The following is a 19881-nucleotide window of genomic DNA, read 5'->3' as shown; positions in this document are numbered from 1 at the left end:
CGCCGATCTGGTCTCGCTGTTTGCAACTGTGGCGCCGTCCGGGCTTGAGCCCTGGGTCGCGATGGTCCTGATCGCTGCAAGTTTTTTCACTTCGGCGCTGACCGTGTCGGCGGGTATGGGCGGCGGTATCGCGATGCTGGCGGTGATGGGATATCTCGTCCCCGTGGCAGCCATCATTCCGCTGCATGGCGTGGTGCAACTGGGCTCCAATGTCGGTCGCGCGGCGATTTTGCACAATCATGTCGTTTGGACCTGCCTGGCGGCTTTTCTTGTTGGCGCCATTCCGGGGGCTTGGGCCGGAAGCACCGCGGTCGGCGCCTTGTCTGATCCTGTGCTCAAGGCGATACTCGGGTTTTTCATCCTGTTGATCACATGGATGCGGTTGCCCCGTCTGGCGGCGATCAGACTGCCCGGTTTCGCAGTGACAGGTGCGATCACCACATTCCTGACAATGATCTTTGGCGCAACGGGCCCGTTAAACGCCGTGGTTCTGTCCAAGACGTTTCCCGACCGTATGCGGTTTCAGGCCACCACGGCCGCCGTTATGAGCTTGCAACATCTGGTCAAGACCATTGCTTTTGCCCTGGCCGGTTTTGCCTTTGCGCCGTGGCTGCCGTTGATTGCGGCGATGATTCTCACTGGATTGGCGGGCACCTGGGTCGGTGCCAATATCCTGCGCAAGACCCCCGAGAACCGCTTTCAACTGATTTTCAAGGTCTGCCTGACCGTGCTTTCCATCGATTTGATCCGGCGCGGTGTTGCCGGAATGGCGCATGGTTAGCATTGGTTTAAGTTTCTGCCGGTATAAGTGCGGCCTTGCAGGAATAGGACTTGAACGGGCAGCCAACGTGGCGTAATCCGCCTCTGCTTCTCTCGGAGAGCACGGCCCGGCGCGCAAGCGTCAGGGGAACGGGCACACCAGAACGGGTGCTGCAGAGTCGAAAATCGACTGCCACGTGCTTTTGCCAGATGGTCAATTGTAGTGTTGAGTTGAAAACAGGTCGGGAATTGAGTTCATGGGTAAAACAGTGGTAACCGCGTTCGCGTTCGCAATTGTGGTGATTTTGTCCGCATCAGCTTTCGCGCCACGCAGTGTCGCCCACTCGCCCAAGGGCTGCACCCCTGCCTATGGTGTTGATCCCTGCGCTGTTCAGACCATCGCCAACTGAATTTCAGGAAATATTCTGTCCGGAACGGGTGAATCCACCTGATCGCCAGTGCGCAGGTCACGGATTGGTCGTCGCCGATCCGGCTGTCAAATGGCTCTCAGCCGGACATGGCTGAGGCCGGTTGGGTTCAGCCCAGCAGCCACAGGCCGATGAGGCCGAGTGTGCCGACGACGATGCGCCACCAGGCGAACACCGCAAAGCCGTGCCGCGAGACAAAATCGAGCAGGCCCCGAACCACGATCACGCCGGCGATAAACGCCATGATGAAGCCGACCACGATGGTGACGACATCATCATAGGCCAGCTTGTCGTAATTCTTGTACAGATCCAGCGTAAAGGCGCCCACCATTGTGGGCATGGCGAGGAAAAAGGAAAACTCCGCGGCTGACCGCTTGTCGGCGCCCATCAGAAGCGCGCCGGCGATGGTCGCACCGGAGCGGGAGGTTCCGGGAATCATAGCCAGGCACTGGAACAGTCCGATCTTGAATGCCAGTGGCAGCGGATAATCCATCACATTGGTGTATTTGGGTGTCAGTTTCATCCGGTCGATCATCAGGAGAATCACGCCGCCGCCGATCAGCACCCAGCAGATCAGCGCGGTTGATTCGAACAGCACCGACTTGATGAAGCCATGCGCGAATGCACCGATCACCGCTGCAGGCAGGAAAGCCAGTAAAATGGCGCCGACAAATCGCCGCGCCGTGGCGCTGGAAGGAAGATCCATGGCAAGCTTCCACAACCGCGCGAAATAAACCGACAGGATTGCCAATATGGCGCCGAGCTGAACCAGCACCTCGAAGCTGTTGCCGGGAGATTTGAAACCGAGAAAATGACCGGCCAGCAGCAGGTGCGCCGTCGAAGACACCGGGACAAACTCGGTAAGTCCTTCGATGAGGCCAAGAAAAGCCCCCACAATTGTCGACTCGTTCATGCTCGTGCCCGTCCTTGTCTCGACTGATTTCCGCTCATTGCGGGTTGATCGCCCGATTTCGCCACAAAGGAGTCGCCAATATCCGATCAGTGATTCGCTTGTCTTGCGGTGGGCCAATCCCTATAGCTCTATTTTCCGGAATCTGACCAGTCCCGCGCACCCCGCCAACGAGAGCATGTCCAGCTTTAACAATGCCAGTTCTTTATCATCACACAGTGTCCGTCGCCTCCCGCTTTGTTCGAGTGTGTTTCAGCGAGGTCGATTTTGCAGCCGAGCTGAAGGAGGAGCTTCCGTGGGAACGGCGCCCGGAGTTTCTCAAGCTCAATCCGGCTGAAACCCTGCCTGTTCTGGTGACCGACAACGGCCACGCCTTGTGTGGACCGCATGTCATTGCCGAGTGGCTCGATGAATCCTTTGGCGTGTTCAAGCGCGACCGCCGTCTTCTGGCCGAAAATCCGTTCAGCCGCGCCGAAATCAGGCGATTGATGGAATGGTTTCTGGTCAAGTTCGAGCAGGATGTTGTGCGTCCGCTGGTCCGCGAACGGTTTATCAAGCTGCAATTGCCGTCAAGCAATGGTGGCGGCGCGCCAGACCCCAAAATGCTGCGCACCGGCCGCGCCAACATCCGCCAGCACATGAAATATCTGTCCTGGCTTGCAGGCTCCCGCACCTGGCTAGCCGGCGACCGGATGAGCTATGCCGATCTTGCCGCCGCCTCTGCGCTGTCGGTGATGGACTATCTTGGCGAGATCGACTGGAACGAGTATCCGCAAGCCAAGGAATGGTACCAGCGCATCAAGTCCCGCCCCTCGTTCAGGCCGCTGTTGACTGACCGGATTCGAAATTTGCCACCGGTTGCTCACTACGCCGATCTCGATTTCTAGCTCGATGACTGGTTCCGGCCCCGAATCGTCCATGGTCATCACTGACGCAAGGGCGGCGCGGCTCAAGACTTTCCTGCGTGACGAGGCCAGGGCGCTGGGGTTTTGCGACCTTGCCGTGACCGGCGCCGATGCCGATCCGCAATTGCGTGAACGGCTGGATCACTTCGTTGATCTCGACCGGCATGGCTCGATGGCCTGGATCGCCGAAACGGTGGAACGCCGCAGCGCCCCGCGCAATTTATGGCCGGAAGCCCGATCGGTGATCATGCTGGCAATGAATTACGGCCCGGAGAGCGAGCCGCTTGCCAATCTCGAGCGAAAATCCAGCGCCAATATTTCAGTCTACGCCCGCAACCGCGATTACCACGACCTGATCAAGGGCAAACTGAAAGAGCTGGCCGGCAAATTCGCCTCCCGTTCGGGCGGCGACGTCAAGGTTTTCGTCGACACTGCCCCGGTGATGGAAAAGCCACTGGCCCAATCGGCGGGACTGGGCTGGATCGGCAAGCACACCAATCTGGTCAGCCGCACGCAGGGCTCCTGGCTGTTTCTCGCCTCGATCTTCACCACCGTTGAACTTCCTGTTGATGACGGCGAAACCGATCATTGCGGCTCCTGCCGGGCCTGTCTAGATGCCTGCCCGACCAATGCCTTCCCCGCGCCCTACCAGATCGATGCAAGGCGCTGCATTTCCTATCTCACCATCGAGAACAAGGGTCCGGTTCCGCACGAGTTCCGCCGCGCCATCGGCAACCGCATCTATGGCTGCGATGATTGCCTGGCGGCCTGTCCCTGGAATAAATATGCGGTGGCTTCGCACGAGGCCAAGCTGATGGCGCGGAACGATTTGTTGTCGCCGCCGCTTGGCGATTTCCTGAAGCTGGACGATGCGACGTTCCGCACATTTTTCTCCGGTTCTCCGGTCAAGCGGATCGGCCGCGACAGGTTTCTGCGAAACGTGCTGATTGCCGCTGGCAACAGCGAAGATCAAAGCCTGGTGCCAGACTGCGAGGTGCTGCTGGGCGATGCCTCGGGGCTGGTGCGGGGTGCTGCGGTCTGGGCCCTGTCGCAACTGACTGGATCGGACTACATGCAGGGCCTGCAGGCGCAGGCTGGCACTGAGACCGACGATGATGTCCGCGCCGAATGGCGCATCGCGCTGACGCCGGATCCGTGAAACCATGATGCCGGACGCCGAAATTTCATGAAAGGATGGATTGCCAGATGAACCTGATGATTTTCGGTGCCGGGTTTTCCGGTCTTGCCATAGCCCGCGCGCTGGCCGGCGAATGTGCTTTTGCCGGCGGCACCACCCGTGGCGAAGCCCGCTTTGACGCTCTGCGCGCCGCTGGCCTGTCCCCGTTCCTCTACGGTGGTGGCAGTCTTACCGAAGACCTTAGCTTGGCGCTTGCCGAGGTCACCCATCTCCTGATGTCGATTGCGCCCGACGACGACGGTGACCCGGTGCTCGAGAATTTGACCAGCGGGCTGAAGCAGGTTCTGCCGAAACTGGAGTGGGCCGGCTATCTCTCCACGGTCGGAGTCTATGGCGATCACGGCGGCGCCTGGGTCGATGAAGACACGCCGTGCCGGCCGGTGTCCAGACGCTCGGTGGCACGCCGCGCGGCCGAAGACCACTGGGCCCGCCTGGCGGCAGAGGCCGGTGTGCCGCTTGCCATCATTCGCCTCTCAGGCATTTACGGTCCGGGCCGCAACGCGCTCAAGACCATGCAGGCCGGCAAGGCGCGGCGGCTGATCAAGCCCGGTCAGGTGTTCAACCGGATCCATGTCGCTGATATTGGCGGCGCCACCGCCTTGCTGGCGCGGCAGTGTCTGGGCGGGATCTACAATGTGACCGATGACAGGCCTGCGCCGCCGCAACATGTTGTTGAATATGCCGCCAGGCTGATGGGCGTTGCGCCGCCGCCGGAAATGGACTTCGACACCGCTGATCTGTCGCCGATGGCGCGGTCTTTCTACGGTGAAAACAAGCGGGTAGCCAATGCCAGGATCAAGGCCGCCGGATATGAGTTTCTCAATCCGGACTATGAGTCTGGTCTGGACTCGCTCTGGCACAATGGCAACTGGGCCGGGTAACCCCGGCAGTCCAGTGCACTATAGGTTCTGTTGCACTGCAACAAACAGAAACAACAAGTGATTTCCCTGATCTTTTTTTGGTCCGGTTCGGTGTGCAACACACGGCCTCAACCAAAAGGATCGAGAATTTGACGTCAACAAAGCTTAACGCACGGGCCTCCGGATTGTTCCTTGCAGCCGTCATGACCGCTGTAACCACGCTCACAACATTCAGCCCGGCCTCTGCTGCTGCGCCGTCCTGCGGTCGCGCATCCTGGTATGCGCTGACCTCGCGCACCGCTTCCGGTGAACGCATGGATCCTTCCAAGCTGACCGCTGCCCATCCGCGTCTGAGCTTCGGCACCAAAGTGGAGGTCAGCAACCCGGGCAATGGCAAATCCGTCATCGTCCGCATCAACGACCGCGGCCCTTTCGTCAAGGGACGCATCATCGATGTCTCCAAGGCGGCGGCCGGACATCTCGGCATGATCAATGCTGGTGTTGCAAAGGTCTGTTTTCGCGTCGTTTCCTGAACTTTCCCGGCTTGCCAGACCTGCCTGTCGCGCTATTGTGGCGCGGCAGCAGGGAGAGCTCACATGGCGCAGGCCGTCGAACAATCTGACAGGCAGCAGGCCCTGTCCCGGGAAATCATCTCCCGGCGCGATGATCTCGTCGCCCTGACCCAGGATCTGATCCGGATTCCGACGCTCAATCCACCCGGCGAGTTCTACCGCGACATTTGCGAATACCTTGCTCGCCGCATGGAAAAATCCGGCTTTGCCATCCAACTGCTGCGCGCCATCGGCACGCCCGGCGACAGTGAGCGCCATCCCCGCTGGAATGTGATCGCCCGCCGCGAAAGCGGCCGCTCCGGCCCTTGCGTGCATTTCAATTCCCACATCGATGTGGTCGAGACCGGCTCCGGCTGGAGCTTTGATCCCTTTGCCGGAACCGTGTCCGATGGCAAGATCTATGGTCGCGGTGCCTGCGACATGAAAGGCGGGCTGGCTGCCTCGATCATTGCGGCGGAAGCTTTTGTTGCGCTGTGGCCCGATTATCCCGGCGCGATCGAGATCTCCGGAACGGCTGATGAGGAGACTGGCGGCTATGGCGGCGTCGCCTGGCTTGCCGAACAGGGTTACTTCTCCCCCGAACGGGTCCAGCACGTCATCATTCCCGAACCGCTCAACAAGGACCGCATCTGCCTCGGTCATCGCGGCGTCATGTGGGCGCAAATCAGTACCCATGGGCGCATTGCCCATGGCTCGATGCCGTTTCTCGGCGATTGCGCCGTGCGCCACATGGGCGCGGTCATAGCCGAGATGGAAATATCGCTGTTTCCGGCGTTGGCCCAAAAACGCACCGCCATGCCGGTGGTGCCTGACGGTGCCCGGCAGTCGACCATGAACATCAATTCGCTGCATGGCGGCCAGGCCGAGCCGGATGCCGGTTTCACCGGCTTTCCTTCTGCCTGCGTTCCGGACCGGGCCCGCATGGTCATCGACCGGCGCTACCTGATCGAGGAACAGGCCGATGAGGTTCGCGAGGAGATCGTGGCACTGCTCGAGCGGGTGAAGGCCGAGAGGCCGGGATTTCGCTATGATTTCGAGGAGCTCTGGCAGGTCAGCCCGACCATGACCTCGGTGGAGTCTCCCGTGGTCAAGGCTGTCGAGCGGGGGATTCGCTCGGCTTTGTCCTGCGAACCGGTCCATGTCGTCTCGCCGGGCACTTACGATCAGAAACATATTGACCGGATTGGCCGCTTGAAAGACTGTATTGCCTATGGCCCCGGCATACTCGATCTGGCACACCAGCCGGATGAATATGTCGGGATCGACGACATGATTGATTCAGCGAAGGTGATGGCCTTCGCTCTGGACGATCTTTTGCACGGACGCGCATAAGACAGTGCCGTGCCAACGGGAGCGAAGGAAACTGACATGACGAAGAACCCGATCGCGGCTGCAGCCGTTTCGATACTTGCGCTGGGACTGGCGCTCGGCGTCACGCCGGCAACCGCCGCCAAGATGGACGCCACCATCGGCATGCAGCTCGAGCCACCGAATCTCGATCCGACCGGCGGCGCTGCGGCTGCAATTGACGAGGTGGTCTACGCCAATGTCTTTGAAGGCCTGACCCGCTTTGGCCCGGATGGTGAAATCCTTCCGGCACTGGCCGAAAGCTGGGAGATTTCCGAAGACGGTCTTACCTACACATTCAAACTGCACACCGGCGTGACATTCCACGATGGTTCGGCCTTTGACGCCGAAGACGTCAAGTTCTCGCTCGACCGGGCCCGTGCTGACGATTCGACCAATGCCCAGAAGGCGCTGTTTGCCGACATCGCTTCGGTTGAAGCGGTTGATCCGGCCACCGTCAAGATCACCCTGTCCAAGCCGAACGGCTCGTTCCTGTTCAACATGGCCTGGGGCGACGCGGTGATTGTTGCGCCTGAGTCGGCTGCCGACAACGCGGCCAATCCGGTCGGCACCGGCCCGTTCAAACTGGCTGAATGGGTCAAGGGCGATCGCGTCGATCTCGACCGTTACCCCGATTACTGGGGCACTTCAGTCAAGCTCGATCATGTGACCTTCAAATTCATCTCCGACCCGACAGCGGCATTTGCCGCGATGATGGCTGGCGATCTTGATGCCTATCCGGCCTTCCCGGCACCCGAAAACCTGGTGCAGTTCGAGGCCGATCCGCGCTTTGAGGTGATTATCGGTTCGTCCGAAGGCGAAACCATACTGGGCATGAACAACAAGAAGCCGCCGCTCGACAACATCCTGGTGCGCCAGGCGATCGCCCATGCCATCGACCGCCAGGCGATCATCGATGGCGCCATGTTCGGCTACGGAACACCGATCGGCACCCATTTTGCCCCGCACAACCCGGCCTATGTCGACCTGACTGCGCAATCGGCTTACGATCCGGAGCAATCCAAGGCGCTGCTGGCCGAAGCCGGTATCAAGGATCTGACCTTGAGCCTGAAACTGCCGCCGCCAAGCTATGCCCGTCGTGGCGGTGAAATCATCGCTGCGCAGTTGCGTGAAGTCGGCATCACTGCCGAAATTACCAATGTCGAATGGGCGCAATGGCTCGACGATGTGTTCAAGGCCAAGAATTTTGACCTGACCATTGTTTCCCACACCGAACCGATGGATATCGGGATCTATGGCCGTGATGACTACTATTTCCAGTACGGCGATCCGGACTTCAAGGCGATCATGGTGGATCTCGACAAGGCCACCGATCCGGCCAAACGCACCGAGCTGATGCAGGCGGCACAGAAGAAAATTGCTGACGACTATGTCAACGCCTATCTGTTCCAGCTGGCTCGCACCGGCGTTTCCAACGCCAAGCTCAAGGGCATCTGGCCCAACTCGCCAACCCAGGCCAACGACATGACCGGTGTCTACTGGGAAGATTGACACCTGATCGAGACATGAGGGCCGGACCGATGTCCGGCCTTTATGCACTCATGCGATTGGACCATGCCCGATGACCGCCTATCTGCTCAGGCGCTTGCTGTCGCTGTCGCTCAGCCTCATCGCGGCCAGCCTCGTGATTTTCCTGGTCATGGAAGCCGTGCCGGGCGATCCGGCCTCCTTCATGATGGGCATCAATGCCGATCCTCAGGCCGTGGCCGCCTTGCGCACCCAGCTTGGCCTCGATGACCCCTTGCCGCTGCGCTATCTCGGCTGGGTGGCGGGGCTGTTGCAGGGTGATTTCGGCGTCTCCTACACCTACCGGGTACCGGTGTCCGAACTGATTGCCGAACGGGTGATGATCTCGTTGCCGCTGACGCTCTATGCGCTGGCGCTGTCGACCGTGATTGCCTTCCCTGCCGGCATCCTTGCCGCTTCGCGGCGCAACTCCGCCGCCGATCTCTCGGTCATGGGCGCGACCCAGCTCGGCGTGGCTATCCCCAATTTCTGGTTTGCGATGATCCTGGTGCTGATCTTTGCCATCAATCTGCGCTGGTTCTCGGCCGGCGGTTTTCCCGGATGGGACGCCGGCTTCTGGATTGCCATGAAGGCGCTGACGCTGCCGGCCATCGCGCTGGCCCTGCCGCAGGCCTCGATTCTGGCGCGGGTCATGCGGTCTTCGCTGATCGACACGCTGGAAGAAGATTTCATGCGCACTGCCCGGGCCAAGGGCTTGAGCCGCAGCCAGGCGCTGTGGCGGCACGCGCTGCGCAATGCGCTGATCCCGGTGCTGACCATTCTTGGCCTGCAATTTTCGTTCCTGCTGGCCGGCGGCATCATCATCGAGAACGTTTTCTATCTGCCCGGCCTCGGCCGGCTGGTCTTTCAGGCCATCACCCAGCGCGATCTGATTGTCGTCCGGTCTGTGGTGATTTTGCTGGTCTTCGCCGTCATCACCGTCACCTTTCTGGTCGACCTCGCCTACGCCGCCGCTGATCCGCGATTGCGGAGGCACAGACGATGAACACGGCGGATTCCACTGACCGCTCTCTTCTACAAATGGCTCTGGGTCACCGGGCGTTTGTCGTCGGTGTCGTGCTTTCGGGGTTTTTCATCCTGCTGGCGCTGATCTCCTTTGTCTGGACCCCGTTTGATCCGACCAAGCTCTCCATTGCCACAAAACTCCAGACCCCATCACTGGAACACTGGTTCGGGACAGATCACTTCGGGCGTGACATGTTTTCAATGATCATGGTCGGCGCCCGCGTGTCGATCGCGGTGGCCTTTGTCGCGGTCGGGATCGGCATCTCGCTGGGTGTGCCGTTGGGGCTCTATGCGGCGGCCCGCCGTGGCAGTCTCGTTGATGAAATCATCATGCGCGGAAATGATCTGGTGTTCGCGTTCCCTTCGCTGCTGTTGGCGATCATGATCACTGCGGTGTTCGGCCCCGGCGCGATCAACGCCATCATCGCCATCGGCATTTTCAACGTGCCGGTGTTCGCGCGGCTGGCGCGCGGTGCGGCCTTGTCGCTGTGGACCCGGGATTTCATTCTCGCTGCACGGGTCGCGGGCAAGAACAAGGCGCGCATTTCCGCCGAGCACATCCTGCCCAATATCGCCAATCTGCTGATCGTCCAGGGCACCATCCAGTTTTCGCTGGCCATTCTGGCTGAAGCAGCGCTTGCCTATGTCGGTCTCGGCGCGCAGCCACCGCTGCCGAGCTGGGGCCGGATGCTGGCCGATGCCCAGACGCTGATCTCGCTGGCGCCGCACATGGCTTTGTTTCCCGGCTTTGCCATCATCATCACCGTGCTCGGGCTCAATCTGATGGGCGATGGCCTGCGCGACCTGTTCGATCCCAGGCTGAGGCACGGACGCGGATGAGCGCGCTCAGTATCTCCAATCTCAAGGTCGAGATCCACGGCAACACCGTGCTGCATGATATCGACCTGAGGCTCGAACCCGGGCAGATTCTCGGCGTTGTCGGCGAATCCGGCTCGGGAAAATCGATGACTGCGCTGTCGGTGATGCAGTTGCTGCCGCGCGGCAGCCGCTGGAGTGGCAGCATCACCGTCGGCGGCGCTGATCTTGCGACCATGGATGAGGCCGCACTCTGCCAGATGCGCGGCCGCGATGTTGGTATGATTTTCCAGGAGCCGATGACAGCGCTCAATCCGGTGCGCACGATCGGCGATCAGGTGGCCGAAACCGTGCGGGTGCACACCGGCGCCAGCCGCCGCGAGGCCTATGCCGTCGCAAGAGCCATGCTGGACCGCGTCGGCCTGCCTGAAGCGCAGTTTCCGCTCGACCGTTATCCGCATGATCTCTCCGGCGGCCAGCGCCAGCGCGTGGTCATCGCCCAGGCCATCGCACTCAGGCCCAAGGTTCTGATTGCCGACGAGCCCACCACAGCGCTTGATGTCACCACCCAGGCCCAGATCCTCGATTTGCTGAGGCAGCTCGTGCGCGAAGAGGGCATGGGGCTGATGTTGATCACCCATGATCTCGCTGTGGTGGCCGGATTGGCCGATACGATTGCCATCCTCAAGGACGGCGCCGTGGTCGAGGCCGGACCGACGCGCGAGATTTTCCGTGAGATGCGCCATCCCTATACACGTGCCCTGTTTTCGGCGTCTGCGCATGTGCCGGACCGTGGCCGCAAACCGGAACCATCGGTCACGCCTGTCCTGTCGGTCAGCCAGGTGGTACGCGACTATCAGCAACCGCGCCGCAGCCTGTTTGTTCGCAGGCCGCCGTTTCGCGCCGTCGATTCCGTCGCATTCGACATTCATCATGGCGAAAATGTCGGGCTTGTCGGCGAATCCGGCTGCGGCAAGTCCACGCTGGCTCGCGCCATCCTCGCACTCGATGCGTTGCAGGGCGGTGAAATCCGCCTCAACGGCCATGTGGTCTCCAGCGCCGGCGACGGTCCGCATCCGGAGCTTCGGGCCAGGATGCAGGTGGTGTTTCAGGATCCCTACGGGTCTTTCAATCCGCGCCACCGGGTGCGCCGTCTTGTTACGGAACCGTTCCATCTTCTGAAATCACCGCCGAGTGGTGCAGAAATGGAGCTTCGGATCGACAGGGCGCTGACCGAAGTAGGGCTGTCGTCAAGCGACGCCGACAAGTACATTCACGAATTTTCCGGAGGTCAGCGGCAGCGCATTGCCATTGCCCGGGCCTTGATCATCGAACCGGCGCTGATCGTGCTGGACGAAGCGGTCTCGGCGCTGGATGTGTCGATCCGCGCCCAGATTCTCGATCTTCTGGCGGATCTTTCCGACAGGCTCGACCTGTCCTATCTGTTCATCTCGCATGATTTGTCTGTTGTCCGCGCCATCACCGATCGGGTGCTGGTGATGAAAGATGGCCGGATTGTCGAGCAGGGCGAGACCGAGAGCATATTCCGCAATCCGCAACACCCCTATACGAGAGCGCTGGTGGCTGCCACACCGTCGCTGGAAGCAGCCCTCGCCAGCCCGGAACGCTGAGCGGCGAAGGCTAAACGAAAGGACACCCCGTGACCGATACACTCGACGCCGGATTTGACACCAGCCAATGCCTGATCGGCGGCAAATGGATCGGCGCCAGCGGCGGCAAGACCCTGGCCGTTGAAGACCCTTCGACCGGCCTGGAAATTGGCCGCATTGCCCGGGGTGGAAAAGCCGAAATCGAGGCCGCGGTTTCAGCCGCCCAATCGGCGATGTCGGGTGAATGGGGGAAAATGACCGCCGCCGAGCGGGGGCGCCTGCTCTCCAAGATCGGACGGGCAGTTGAAGACCATGTCGAATGGCTCGCCAATCTCGAGGCGCACGATGTCGGCAAGCCGCTGACCCAGGCCCGTGCCGACGCGCGCGCCCTGGCCCGCTATCTCGAATTCTATGGTGGTGCTGCCGACAAAGTACACGGCGAAACCATCCCCTATCTCAACGATTACACGGTTTTCACCCTGCGTGAGCCGCATGGCGTCACCGGCCACATCATCCCGTGGAACTATCCGATGCAGATCCTCGGACGATCTGTCGGCGCGGCCCTGGCGATGGGCAATGCCGCGGTTCTCAAACCCGCTGAGGAAGCCTCATTGACGGCGCTGGCCTTTGCCCGCATCGCCATGGAGTGCGGCCTGCCTGATGGCGCGCTCAATGTCGTCCCCGGCCTCGGCGAAGAGGCCGGTGCGGCACTCTGCGCCCATCCCGACGTCAATCATATCTCGTTCACCGGCTCGCTCGAGACCGGACGCAAGATCCAGCAGGCAGCGGCCTATAATGTGATCCCGGTGACGCTGGAGCTTGGCGGCAAATCCCCGCAGATCGTCTTTGCCGATGCCGATCTCGAACGCGCGCTGCCGTTTCTGGTCAATGCCGGCATCCAGAATGCCGGCCAGACTTGCTCGGCCTCCTCGCGCATTCTGGTTGAAGCCTCGCGCCATGATGAAGTGGTGAAGCTGATGAGCGAGCGCTACAAGGCGCTGACCGTCGGCGCTGCCATCGAGGATCAATCGATCGGCCCATTGATTTCCGAGCGCCAGAAGAACATCGTCCAGGGCTTTTTGTCCGAGGCCGACGAAGACGGGATGGCTCCGGTGGCCGAGGGTCAGATGCCGAAATCGGCGCCAATGGGCGGCCATTATGTGCGGCCGACGCTCTATGGCGGTGTTGACCCCAACCATGTGCTGGCGCGTGACGAGATTTTCGGCCCGGTGCAGGTGATCATCCCGTTCCGTGATGAAGACGAAGCCATCGCGATTGCCAATGGTACCGATTACGGCCTGGTTGCCGGCGTCTGGACCAGCGATGGCGGCCGGCAGATGCGTCTGGCCCGGGCGATCCGCTCCGGCCAGGTCTTCATCAACAATTACGGCGCCGGCGGTGGGGTGGAGCTGCCCTTCGGCGGGGTCGGCAAATCCGGCCATGGCCGCGAAAAGGGGTTCGAGGCGCTTTATGGCTTCTCGTCCCTCAAGACAGTCGCCGTCTGGCACGGCAAGTAAATCGAATTTTTCGGGGAGTGGGAACAATGAGACTTGAAGGCAAGACAGCCCTGGTGACCGGCGGCGCATCCGGATTTGGCGCCGGCATCGCCCGCAAATTCATCAGCGAAGGCGCGCGCGTCGCGATCGCTGACATCAATGCCGACGCGGCACGGGATTTTGCTTCGGAATTCGGCGATCAGGCCTTTGCCGTCACGGTCGACGTGTCCAGCAATGACAGCGTCACGGCGATGGCAAAGACCGTGCATGCCCGGTTCGGGCAGCTCGACATTCTGGTCAACAATGCCGGCATCACCCATCTGCCCGCAGCCATGGAGGATATCAGCGAGGAGGAATTCGACCGGGTTCTGGCCGTCAATGCCAAGTCGGTGTTCCTCACCGCACGGCACTTTGTTCCGGTCATGAAACAAAATCGTTCGGGTGTGATCCTCAATATCGCCTCGACCGCCGGGGTCAGCCCGCGGCCGCGTTTGAGTTGGTACAATTGCTCCAAGGGTTGGATGATCACCGCCACCAAATCCATGGCCATCGAATTGGCGCCGTCGGGAATTCGGGTCAATGCGCTCAATCCCGTGGCGGGAGAAACCCCGCTGCTGAAATCCTTCATGGGCGAAGACACGCCGGAAATCCGCGCCAAATTCCTCTCGACCATTCCGCTTGGCCGGTTTTCTACGCCCGAAGACATGGGCAATGCCGCCTGTTTCCTGTGTTCCGACGAGGCGGCGATGATCACCGGTGTGGCCATGGAAGTGGATGGCGGCCGCTGCATCTGAGCTGGCGGCTTGTCCAATTTGCTTCCATTCAGGTGCAAAAACCTCTAGCAGGGGGCTAACCAACCGCGCCGCGCGTCAGACATGACGCGCCAAGGGCGCTGTGCCACACCTAATGAATGCATGCGCATCATCGCTTGAATGAACCCATTTGAGCCCGCCATGCATTGGAGATTTGATCATGCGCCTCGGCGGACGTCTGCAAGCAGCCATCGAAATTCTCACCGACATCGAGACCCGGCACCGGCCGGTGCCGGAAGCGCTGAAGGATTGGGGCCTGTCGCACCGCTTTGCCGGATCCGGCGATCGCGGCGCGATTTCAAACCTGGTGCATGACGCGCTGCGGATGAAGCTGTCGCACGCTTTCATCATGGATGGTGATACGCCTGCCGATCTGGCAGTGGCAACGCTGTTGCGCCAGTGGGGCATCAGCCCGGAAGAATTGACCGCCAGCCTTGAGGGAGACAAGTTCGCACCCGAAATACCGTCAGTGGACCTGCAGACAGCCTGTCTGGCGCGGGATCTGTCACAAGCTGAACCGCATGTGCGCGCCGACATTCCCGAATGGCTGGTCGCCTCGTTTGAGCGCGCCTTTGGTGAAGAGTGGGAAGCCGAGGCGCAGGCGATGACCGCCCGCCCACCGCTTGATCTTCGGGTCAACACAATCGTCACCGATCGCGATCAGGTGCTGGCAGCCTTTGAAGGCCAAGGCGCATCGGCGACCCGGCTGGCGCCAAATGGCATCCGCATTGAGGCCGGCGAGGGACCGCAGCGCCAGATTGCCGCTACCAGCGAAGTCAATTTCGCCCGGGGCTGGTTCGAAGTCCAGGACGAGGGCTCGCAGCTGGCAGCCGGTCTGGCCGGCGCCGAGCCGGGCGAAATCGTTCTCGACTATTGCGCCGGCGGCGGCGGCAAGGCGCTGGCCTTTGCAGCCATGATGAACAACGAAGGGCGCATCAATGCCTATGATGCCGACCGGCGCAGGCTTGCGCCGATGGTTGAGCGCATGCGCCGCGCCGGTGTCGAAATCATCGACATCAAGGAGCGACCGTTCAATCTGGCCGGGCTGGAACAGGCGATGGACCGGGTTCTGGTTGACGCACCCTGCACCGGCACCGGCACCTGGCGCCGCAGGCCTGATGCCAAATGGCGGATTTCGGAAAAGAACCTTACCGACCGCACCGCCGATCAGGACAAGGTGCTCGATGACGCGTCGGTCTATGTCCGCCCCGGCGGCGAGCTGGCCTATGTCACCTGCTCGCTGCTTCCGGAAGAAAACACCGACCGGGTCAAGGCGTTTCTGACCCGGCATCCGGAATTTGAAACCATTAGCCTCAAGCAGCGTTGGCGTGCCGCAGTGGCCGATCCCGATGCGCCGGTTCCCTATGCGGACCAGAATCTGGGATTGATTCTGTCGCCGCGGCGGACCGGCACCGACGGGTTTTATTTCGCCGGGTTCCGCCGCAAGATGTAACAGTCGGCAGGGCTATAAGGTCAGCGCAGCTGGTGACGGATCATGATCGGCAAGAGGTGGAACCATGAATAAATCGCATGCACTGGCATTGTTCCTGTTTGTCGGCCTCACTGTCGCCGGTGGCAGCCTGATCGGATATTTCTCGATTCCCGGTCCCTGGTATCAGGGCCTGGAAAAACCGTCCTTCAATCCGCCAAACTGGATTTTCGGCCCGGTCTGGACCACGCTCTATGTGCTTGTCGGCATCGCCGGGGCGCGGGCCTTCATCAAGGAACGGGGCAACTGGCTGTCGAAAATCTGGTTTGTCCAGATGGCGCTGAACTTCGCCTGGTCGCCGGTGTTTTTCGTGCTGCATCGCGCCGATCTGGCGCTCGTTGTGCTGATCGCCATGCTGATATCGATTCTGGCCTTTATCGCCACCGCCTGGAACCGCGATCGTCCCGCAGCCTTGTTGTTCCTGCCCTATGCGGCCTGGGTGTCCTTTGCCGGTCTGCTCAACGGCGCAATCTGGTGGCTCAACCGGGTCTGATCGGTAAGTGCGCCAGAAACCGCTTGCGGTTTTGACGCGTGCTTGCCACCTTCGCAGCTGCGAAAGGAATTGCGCATGGACGAAAGACCAGACCAGAATTTCCGCGGCCGGGTGACCGACAGTTTTGCCCGCCAGAACGTCATGCGCAGCATCGGGGCTTCGCTGACCAGCGTCGAATATGGCGTGGTCGAGATCGAGATGCCGTTTCGTGCGGATCTCACCCAGCAGCACGGCTTTCTTCATGCAGGAATTTTGTCGACCGCGCTCGATTCGGCCTGCGGCTATGCGGCGCTGTCGGTAATGCCCGAGGGTGCGGCAGTGCTGACCATCGAGTTCAAGATCAATCTTCTGTCGCCGGGACGCGGCGATCATTTCCTGTTTCGCGGCGAGGTCACCAAGCCCGGCAACACCATCATTGTCAGCGATGGGCGCGCCTATTCCATCTCCGATGGTCCGGCCAAACTGATCGCGTCGATGACCGGCACCATGATGGTGGTGCGTGGCCGCGAAGGGATTGACGGATGAGAGGCACAGTCAAAACGGTTGGTGACCGCCGGGTTCTCTATGTGATGGCGGCTGAGCCGGAATATGGCCCGCATCTGAAGACGCGGTTTGATCCGCTGATCACCGGCATCGGCCCGGTGGAGGCCGCCACCGTGCTGACTGCCAGCCTGGCAATGTCCGGGTCTGGCCGGCCCGACTGCATTGTGTCGCTGGGATCTGCTGGCTCGCGGCTGCTCGAGCAAACCCATGTCTATCAGGTCTCCTCGGTCAGCTACCGCGACATGGATGCGAGCCCGCTCGGCTTCGAGAAAGGCCGGACGCCGCTGCTTGACCTCCCCGCCAAGCTGCCGATGCCGGTGATCGCCGGAGGCATCGCCGCCGCCAGCCTGTCCACCGGTGCCAACATTGTCTCGGGCGCTGCCTATGACCTCATCGATGCCGACATGGTCGACATGGAAACCTTTGCCGTGCTGCGCGCCGCCAGCCTGTTTGACGTGCCGGTGATCGGTCTGCGCGGCATCTCCGATGGCAAGGCAGACCTCAACCATCTCGACGATTGGACCGAATATTTGCATGTGATTGATGAAAAACTCGCCGAAGCGGTGGATCGCATAGAGCAGGCGATTGCATCCGGCGCGGCTTTGGCTTAATCGCTCGCCATGAACGATATCCTCCACACCACTCATCCCGATTCCATTCTGATCATCGACTTCGGCAGTCAGGTCACGCAGCTGATCGCCCGCCGCGTGCGCGAAGCCGGGGTCTATTGCGAAATTGTCCCGTTCCAGCTGGCCGATGAAGGCTTTGAGCGGATGCAGCCGAAAGGCGTGATCTTTTCCGGCGGGCCGGATTCGGTCACCCGCGAAGGCTCGCCGCGCGCGCCGCAGGCGGTGTTTGATTCAGGCGTTCCGATCCTCGCCATTTGCTATGGTCAGCAGACGCTCTGCACACAGATCGGTGGCAATGTCGAAGGCGGTCATCACCGAGAGTTTGGCCGCGCCGATGTCGAGATCCTCAAGCCTTCGCCGCTGTTTGAAGGCATCTGGGAAGTTGGCAAGAAGTATCCAGTGTGGATGAGCCATGGCGATCGGGTCACCCGTCTTCCAGACGGATTCGAGGTGATCGGCACATCGCCGAACGCGCCCTTCGCCATCTCGGTCAATGAAGACAAGCGCTATTACACCACCATGTTCCATCCCGAAGTGGTGCATACGCCCGATGGCGCCAAGCTGCTGGCCAATTTCGTGCACAAGATCGTCGGTCTGAAATCCGATTGGAGCATGGCTGCTTATCGGGCGGAGATGGTGCAAAAGATCCGCGACCAGGTCGGCTCCGGCAAGGTCATCTGCGCGCTGTCCGGCGGCGTTGATTCCTCCGTTGCAGCGCTTCTGATTCACGAAGCCATCGGCGACCAGCTGAGCTGCATCCTCGTCGATCACGGCTTGATGCGCATGAACGAGGCTGCCGATGTGGTGGCCATGTTCACCGAACATTACAATCTCAATCTGAAAATGGTGGATGCGTCGGACCGGTTCATCTCGCAGCTGGAAGGCGAAGCCGATCCGGAGACCAAGCGCAAGACCATTGGCCGGCTGTTCATCGAAGTGTTCGAGGAAGAAGCCAAGAAGATCGGTGGCGCCGATTTCCTCGCCCAGGGCACGCTCTATCCAGACGTGATCGAAAGTGTTTCGTTTTCCGGCGGCCCTTCGGTGACCATCAAGTCGCACCACAATGTCGGCGGTCTGCCTGATCGCATGAACATGCAGCTGGTCGAGCCGTTGCGCGAATTGTTCAAGGACGAAGTCCGGGTGCTGGGCAAAGAGCTTGGCCTGCCCGACAGCTTCATCGGCCGTCACCCGTTCCCCGGTCCCGGCCTGGCCATCCGCTGCCCGGGCGGCATCACCCGCGAAAAACTCGACATCCTGCGTCAGGCTGATGCGATCTATCTCGACGAGATCCGCAAGGCCGGTCTTTACGACACCATCTGGCAGGCATTCGCCGTGCTCTTGCCGGTGCAGACCGTCGGCGTCATGGGCGATGGCCGCACTTACGAGTTCGTCTGCGCGCTGCGCGCCGTCACCTCTGTCGACGGCATGACCGCGGATTTCTATCCCTATGACATGGCCTTTCTCGGACAGACCGCCACGCGGCTGATCAACGAGGTCAAGGGCATCAACCGCGTCGTCTATGACGTTACCTCCAAGCCCCCCGGAACCATCGAGTGGGAATGAGGTGCTGCAAGCACGGAACTGCATATGACCGTCACCATCTACGGCATCAAGAACTGCGACACGATGAAGAAGGCGCGCAACTGGCTCGCTGAGCATGCCATCGTGGTGGATTTCCACGATTACAAGGCGTCGGGCATCGAACGGGCGCATCTCGTGCGCTGGTGCGGGCAAGCCGGTTGGGAAACTGTCCTCAACCGCGCCGGAACCACATTCCGCAAGCTTGATGAAGCCGCCAAGCAGGATCTGGATACGGATAAGGCCATCGCCCTGATGCTGGCGCAACCGTCGATGATCAAGCGTCCGGTGCTGGAAGCCGATAGCCGGATCATCATCGGCTTCAAGCCGGACCTCTACGAGCAGTTTTTCGCGTAAGGGGATTTGAGATGGCGAAGACCACCCGCGCCACACAAGCTCTCGCCAAGCTCGGCATTGCCTTCACCGTCCACAGCTATGACTACGATCCCGATGCCGAAAGCATCGGCATGCACGCGGCCCGGGCACTGGGCGAGCCGCCGTCGCGGGTGCTCAAGACCCTGATGGCGGAACTCGACGGCAAGCCGGTCTGCGTCGTGCTGCCGTCCGACCATGAAGTCAGCATGAAGAAGCTGGCAGCAGCCCTTGGCGGCAAGTCGGCGATGATGATGAAGCCTGCGGACGCCGAGCGCCTTACCGGCTATCATGTCGGCGGCATCAGCCCCTTCGGCCAGAAAAAGCAGGTGCCGACCGCCATTGAACGCGCCGCACTCACGCAACCCTATGTGTTCATCAATGGTGGCCAGCGCGGACTGCAGGTCCGGCTTGATCCGAAAGATGCGGCGCGGGCGCTCAATGCGGTCTGTGCCGAAGTTGTTGCCTGACACAGCGGATATGTTAGCCGGCTGATCAGGCCCGGACAGTT

General features: G+C 61.0%; 21 protein-coding genes. 20 read left to right on the top strand and 1 reads right to left on the bottom strand.

Annotated elements, in window-relative coordinates; all coding sequences use genetic code 11:
* Nucleotides 1–61 precede the first annotated feature (61 nt).
* Nucleotides 62–781, top strand: a complete 720-nt coding sequence (locus IMCC20628_RS20475) for a sulfite exporter TauE/SafE family protein (RefSeq protein ID WP_047031736.1) — start codon at nt 62–64, stop codon at nt 779–781.
* A gap of 235 nt (nt 782–1016) precedes the next feature.
* Nucleotides 1017–1169: a hypothetical protein gene (locus IMCC20628_RS25485; RefSeq protein WP_197078353.1), complete on the top strand. Its 153-nt coding sequence runs from the start codon at nt 1017–1019 to the stop codon at nt 1167–1169.
* A gap of 127 nt (nt 1170–1296) precedes the next feature.
* Here IMCC20628_RS25485 and IMCC20628_RS20470 read toward each other — a convergent pair whose 3' ends face one another.
* Nucleotides 1297–2100 (bottom strand): undecaprenyl-diphosphate phosphatase, encoded by an 804-nt coding sequence (locus tag IMCC20628_RS20470; protein ID WP_047031735.1) that lies wholly within the window; start codon nt 2098–2100, stop codon nt 1297–1299.
* 191 nt (nt 2101–2291) lie between these two features.
* On the opposite strand from IMCC20628_RS20470, the gene IMCC20628_RS20465 reads away from it, so the two are divergent.
* The 18 genes from IMCC20628_RS20465 to ybaK all read left to right on the top strand — a co-directional run bounded on the left by IMCC20628_RS20465 (nt 2292) and on the right by ybaK (nt 19840).
* Complete coding sequence (locus IMCC20628_RS20465; RefSeq protein ID WP_047031734.1) at nt 2292–2984, top strand: glutathione S-transferase family protein; 693 nt, start codon at nt 2292–2294, stop codon at nt 2982–2984.
* 31 nt (nt 2985–3015) lie between these two features.
* Nucleotides 3016–4161: a tRNA epoxyqueuosine(34) reductase QueG gene (queG, locus tag IMCC20628_RS20460; protein ID WP_047031733.1), complete on the top strand. Its 1146-nt coding sequence runs from the start codon at nt 3016–3018 to the stop codon at nt 4159–4161.
* Nucleotides 4162–4208: 47 nt separating this feature from the next.
* Nucleotides 4209–5081: an SDR family oxidoreductase gene (locus tag IMCC20628_RS20455; protein WP_047032824.1), complete on the top strand. Its 873-nt coding sequence runs from the start codon at nt 4209–4211 to the stop codon at nt 5079–5081.
* Nucleotides 5082–5263: 182 nt separating this feature from the next.
* Nucleotides 5264–5593, top strand: a complete 330-nt coding sequence (locus IMCC20628_RS20450) for a septal ring lytic transglycosylase RlpA family protein (protein WP_047032823.1) — start codon at nt 5264–5266, stop codon at nt 5591–5593.
* 63 nt (nt 5594–5656) lie between these two features.
* Nucleotides 5657–6964 carry an acetylornithine deacetylase/succinyl-diaminopimelate desuccinylase family protein gene (locus IMCC20628_RS20445; RefSeq protein WP_047031732.1) on the top strand — a complete coding sequence of 436 codons (1308 nt, stop codon included), beginning with the start codon at nt 5657–5659 and terminating at the stop codon, nt 6962–6964.
* Between the two features lie 36 nt (nt 6965–7000).
* Nucleotides 7001–8491, top strand: coding sequence for an ABC transporter substrate-binding protein (locus tag IMCC20628_RS20440; protein WP_047031731.1), 1491 nt, complete (start codon nt 7001–7003; stop codon nt 8489–8491).
* Between the two features lie 70 nt (nt 8492–8561).
* On the top strand, nt 8562–9512 hold the full coding sequence (locus IMCC20628_RS20435) for an ABC transporter permease (protein ID WP_047031730.1): 951 nt from the start codon (nt 8562–8564) through the stop codon (nt 9510–9512).
* Entirely contained in the window at nt 9509–10372 is an 864-nt protein-coding gene (locus IMCC20628_RS20430; RefSeq protein WP_197078352.1) for an ABC transporter permease, read from the top strand. Before IMCC20628_RS20435 ends, IMCC20628_RS20430 begins: the two co-directional genes overlap by 4 nt.
* A complete protein-coding gene (locus IMCC20628_RS20425; protein WP_047031729.1) occupies nt 10369–11979 on the top strand; it encodes an ABC transporter ATP-binding protein in 1611 nt (536 codons plus the stop codon). Before IMCC20628_RS20430 ends, IMCC20628_RS20425 begins: the two co-directional genes overlap by 4 nt.
* A gap of 29 nt (nt 11980–12008) precedes the next feature.
* On the top strand, nt 12009–13475 hold the full coding sequence (locus tag IMCC20628_RS20420; RefSeq protein WP_047031728.1) for an aldehyde dehydrogenase family protein: 1467 nt from the start codon (nt 12009–12011) through the stop codon (nt 13473–13475).
* Nucleotides 13476–13501: 26 nt separating this feature from the next.
* Complete coding sequence (locus IMCC20628_RS20415) at nt 13502–14248, top strand: SDR family oxidoreductase (protein ID WP_047031727.1); 747 nt, start codon at nt 13502–13504, stop codon at nt 14246–14248.
* A gap of 178 nt (nt 14249–14426) precedes the next feature.
* On the top strand, nt 14427–15719 hold the full coding sequence (locus IMCC20628_RS20410; RefSeq protein WP_047031726.1) for an RsmB/NOP family class I SAM-dependent RNA methyltransferase: 1293 nt from the start codon (nt 14427–14429) through the stop codon (nt 15717–15719).
* A gap of 64 nt (nt 15720–15783) precedes the next feature.
* Nucleotides 15784–16248, top strand: coding sequence for a TspO/MBR family protein (locus tag IMCC20628_RS20405; protein WP_047031725.1), 465 nt, complete (start codon nt 15784–15786; stop codon nt 16246–16248).
* Between the two features lie 75 nt (nt 16249–16323).
* Nucleotides 16324–16773 carry a PaaI family thioesterase gene (locus IMCC20628_RS20400; protein WP_047031724.1) on the top strand — a complete coding sequence of 150 codons (450 nt, stop codon included), beginning with the start codon at nt 16324–16326 and terminating at the stop codon, nt 16771–16773.
* Nucleotides 16770–17402 (top strand): 5'-methylthioadenosine/S-adenosylhomocysteine nucleosidase, encoded by a 633-nt coding sequence (locus IMCC20628_RS20395; RefSeq protein ID WP_047031723.1) that lies wholly within the window; start codon nt 16770–16772, stop codon nt 17400–17402. The genes IMCC20628_RS20400 and IMCC20628_RS20395 overlap by 4 nt, the downstream gene beginning before the upstream one ends.
* A 9-nt stretch (nt 17403–17411) precedes the next feature.
* On the top strand, nt 17412–18983 hold the full coding sequence (gene guaA, locus IMCC20628_RS20390) for a glutamine-hydrolyzing GMP synthase (RefSeq protein WP_047031722.1): 1572 nt from the start codon (nt 17412–17414) through the stop codon (nt 18981–18983).
* Between the two features lie 24 nt (nt 18984–19007).
* The gene (locus IMCC20628_RS20385; protein ID WP_047031721.1) at nt 19008–19355 is read left to right on the top strand and encodes an ArsC family reductase; all 348 of its coding nucleotides are present in this window, start codon (nt 19008–19010) and stop codon (nt 19353–19355) included.
* Between the two features lie 11 nt (nt 19356–19366).
* Complete coding sequence (gene ybaK, locus IMCC20628_RS20380; RefSeq protein ID WP_047031720.1) at nt 19367–19840, top strand: Cys-tRNA(Pro) deacylase; 474 nt, start codon at nt 19367–19369, stop codon at nt 19838–19840.
* Nucleotides 19841–19881 lie beyond the last annotated feature (41 nt).

This window comes from Hoeflea sp. IMCC20628 (assembly GCF_001011155.1).
GTDB lineage: Bacteria > Pseudomonadota > Alphaproteobacteria > Rhizobiales > Rhizobiaceae > Hoeflea.
The sequence above is the reverse complement of the archived record's forward strand: the minus strand, read 5'-3'. Positions and strand labels throughout refer to the sequence as shown.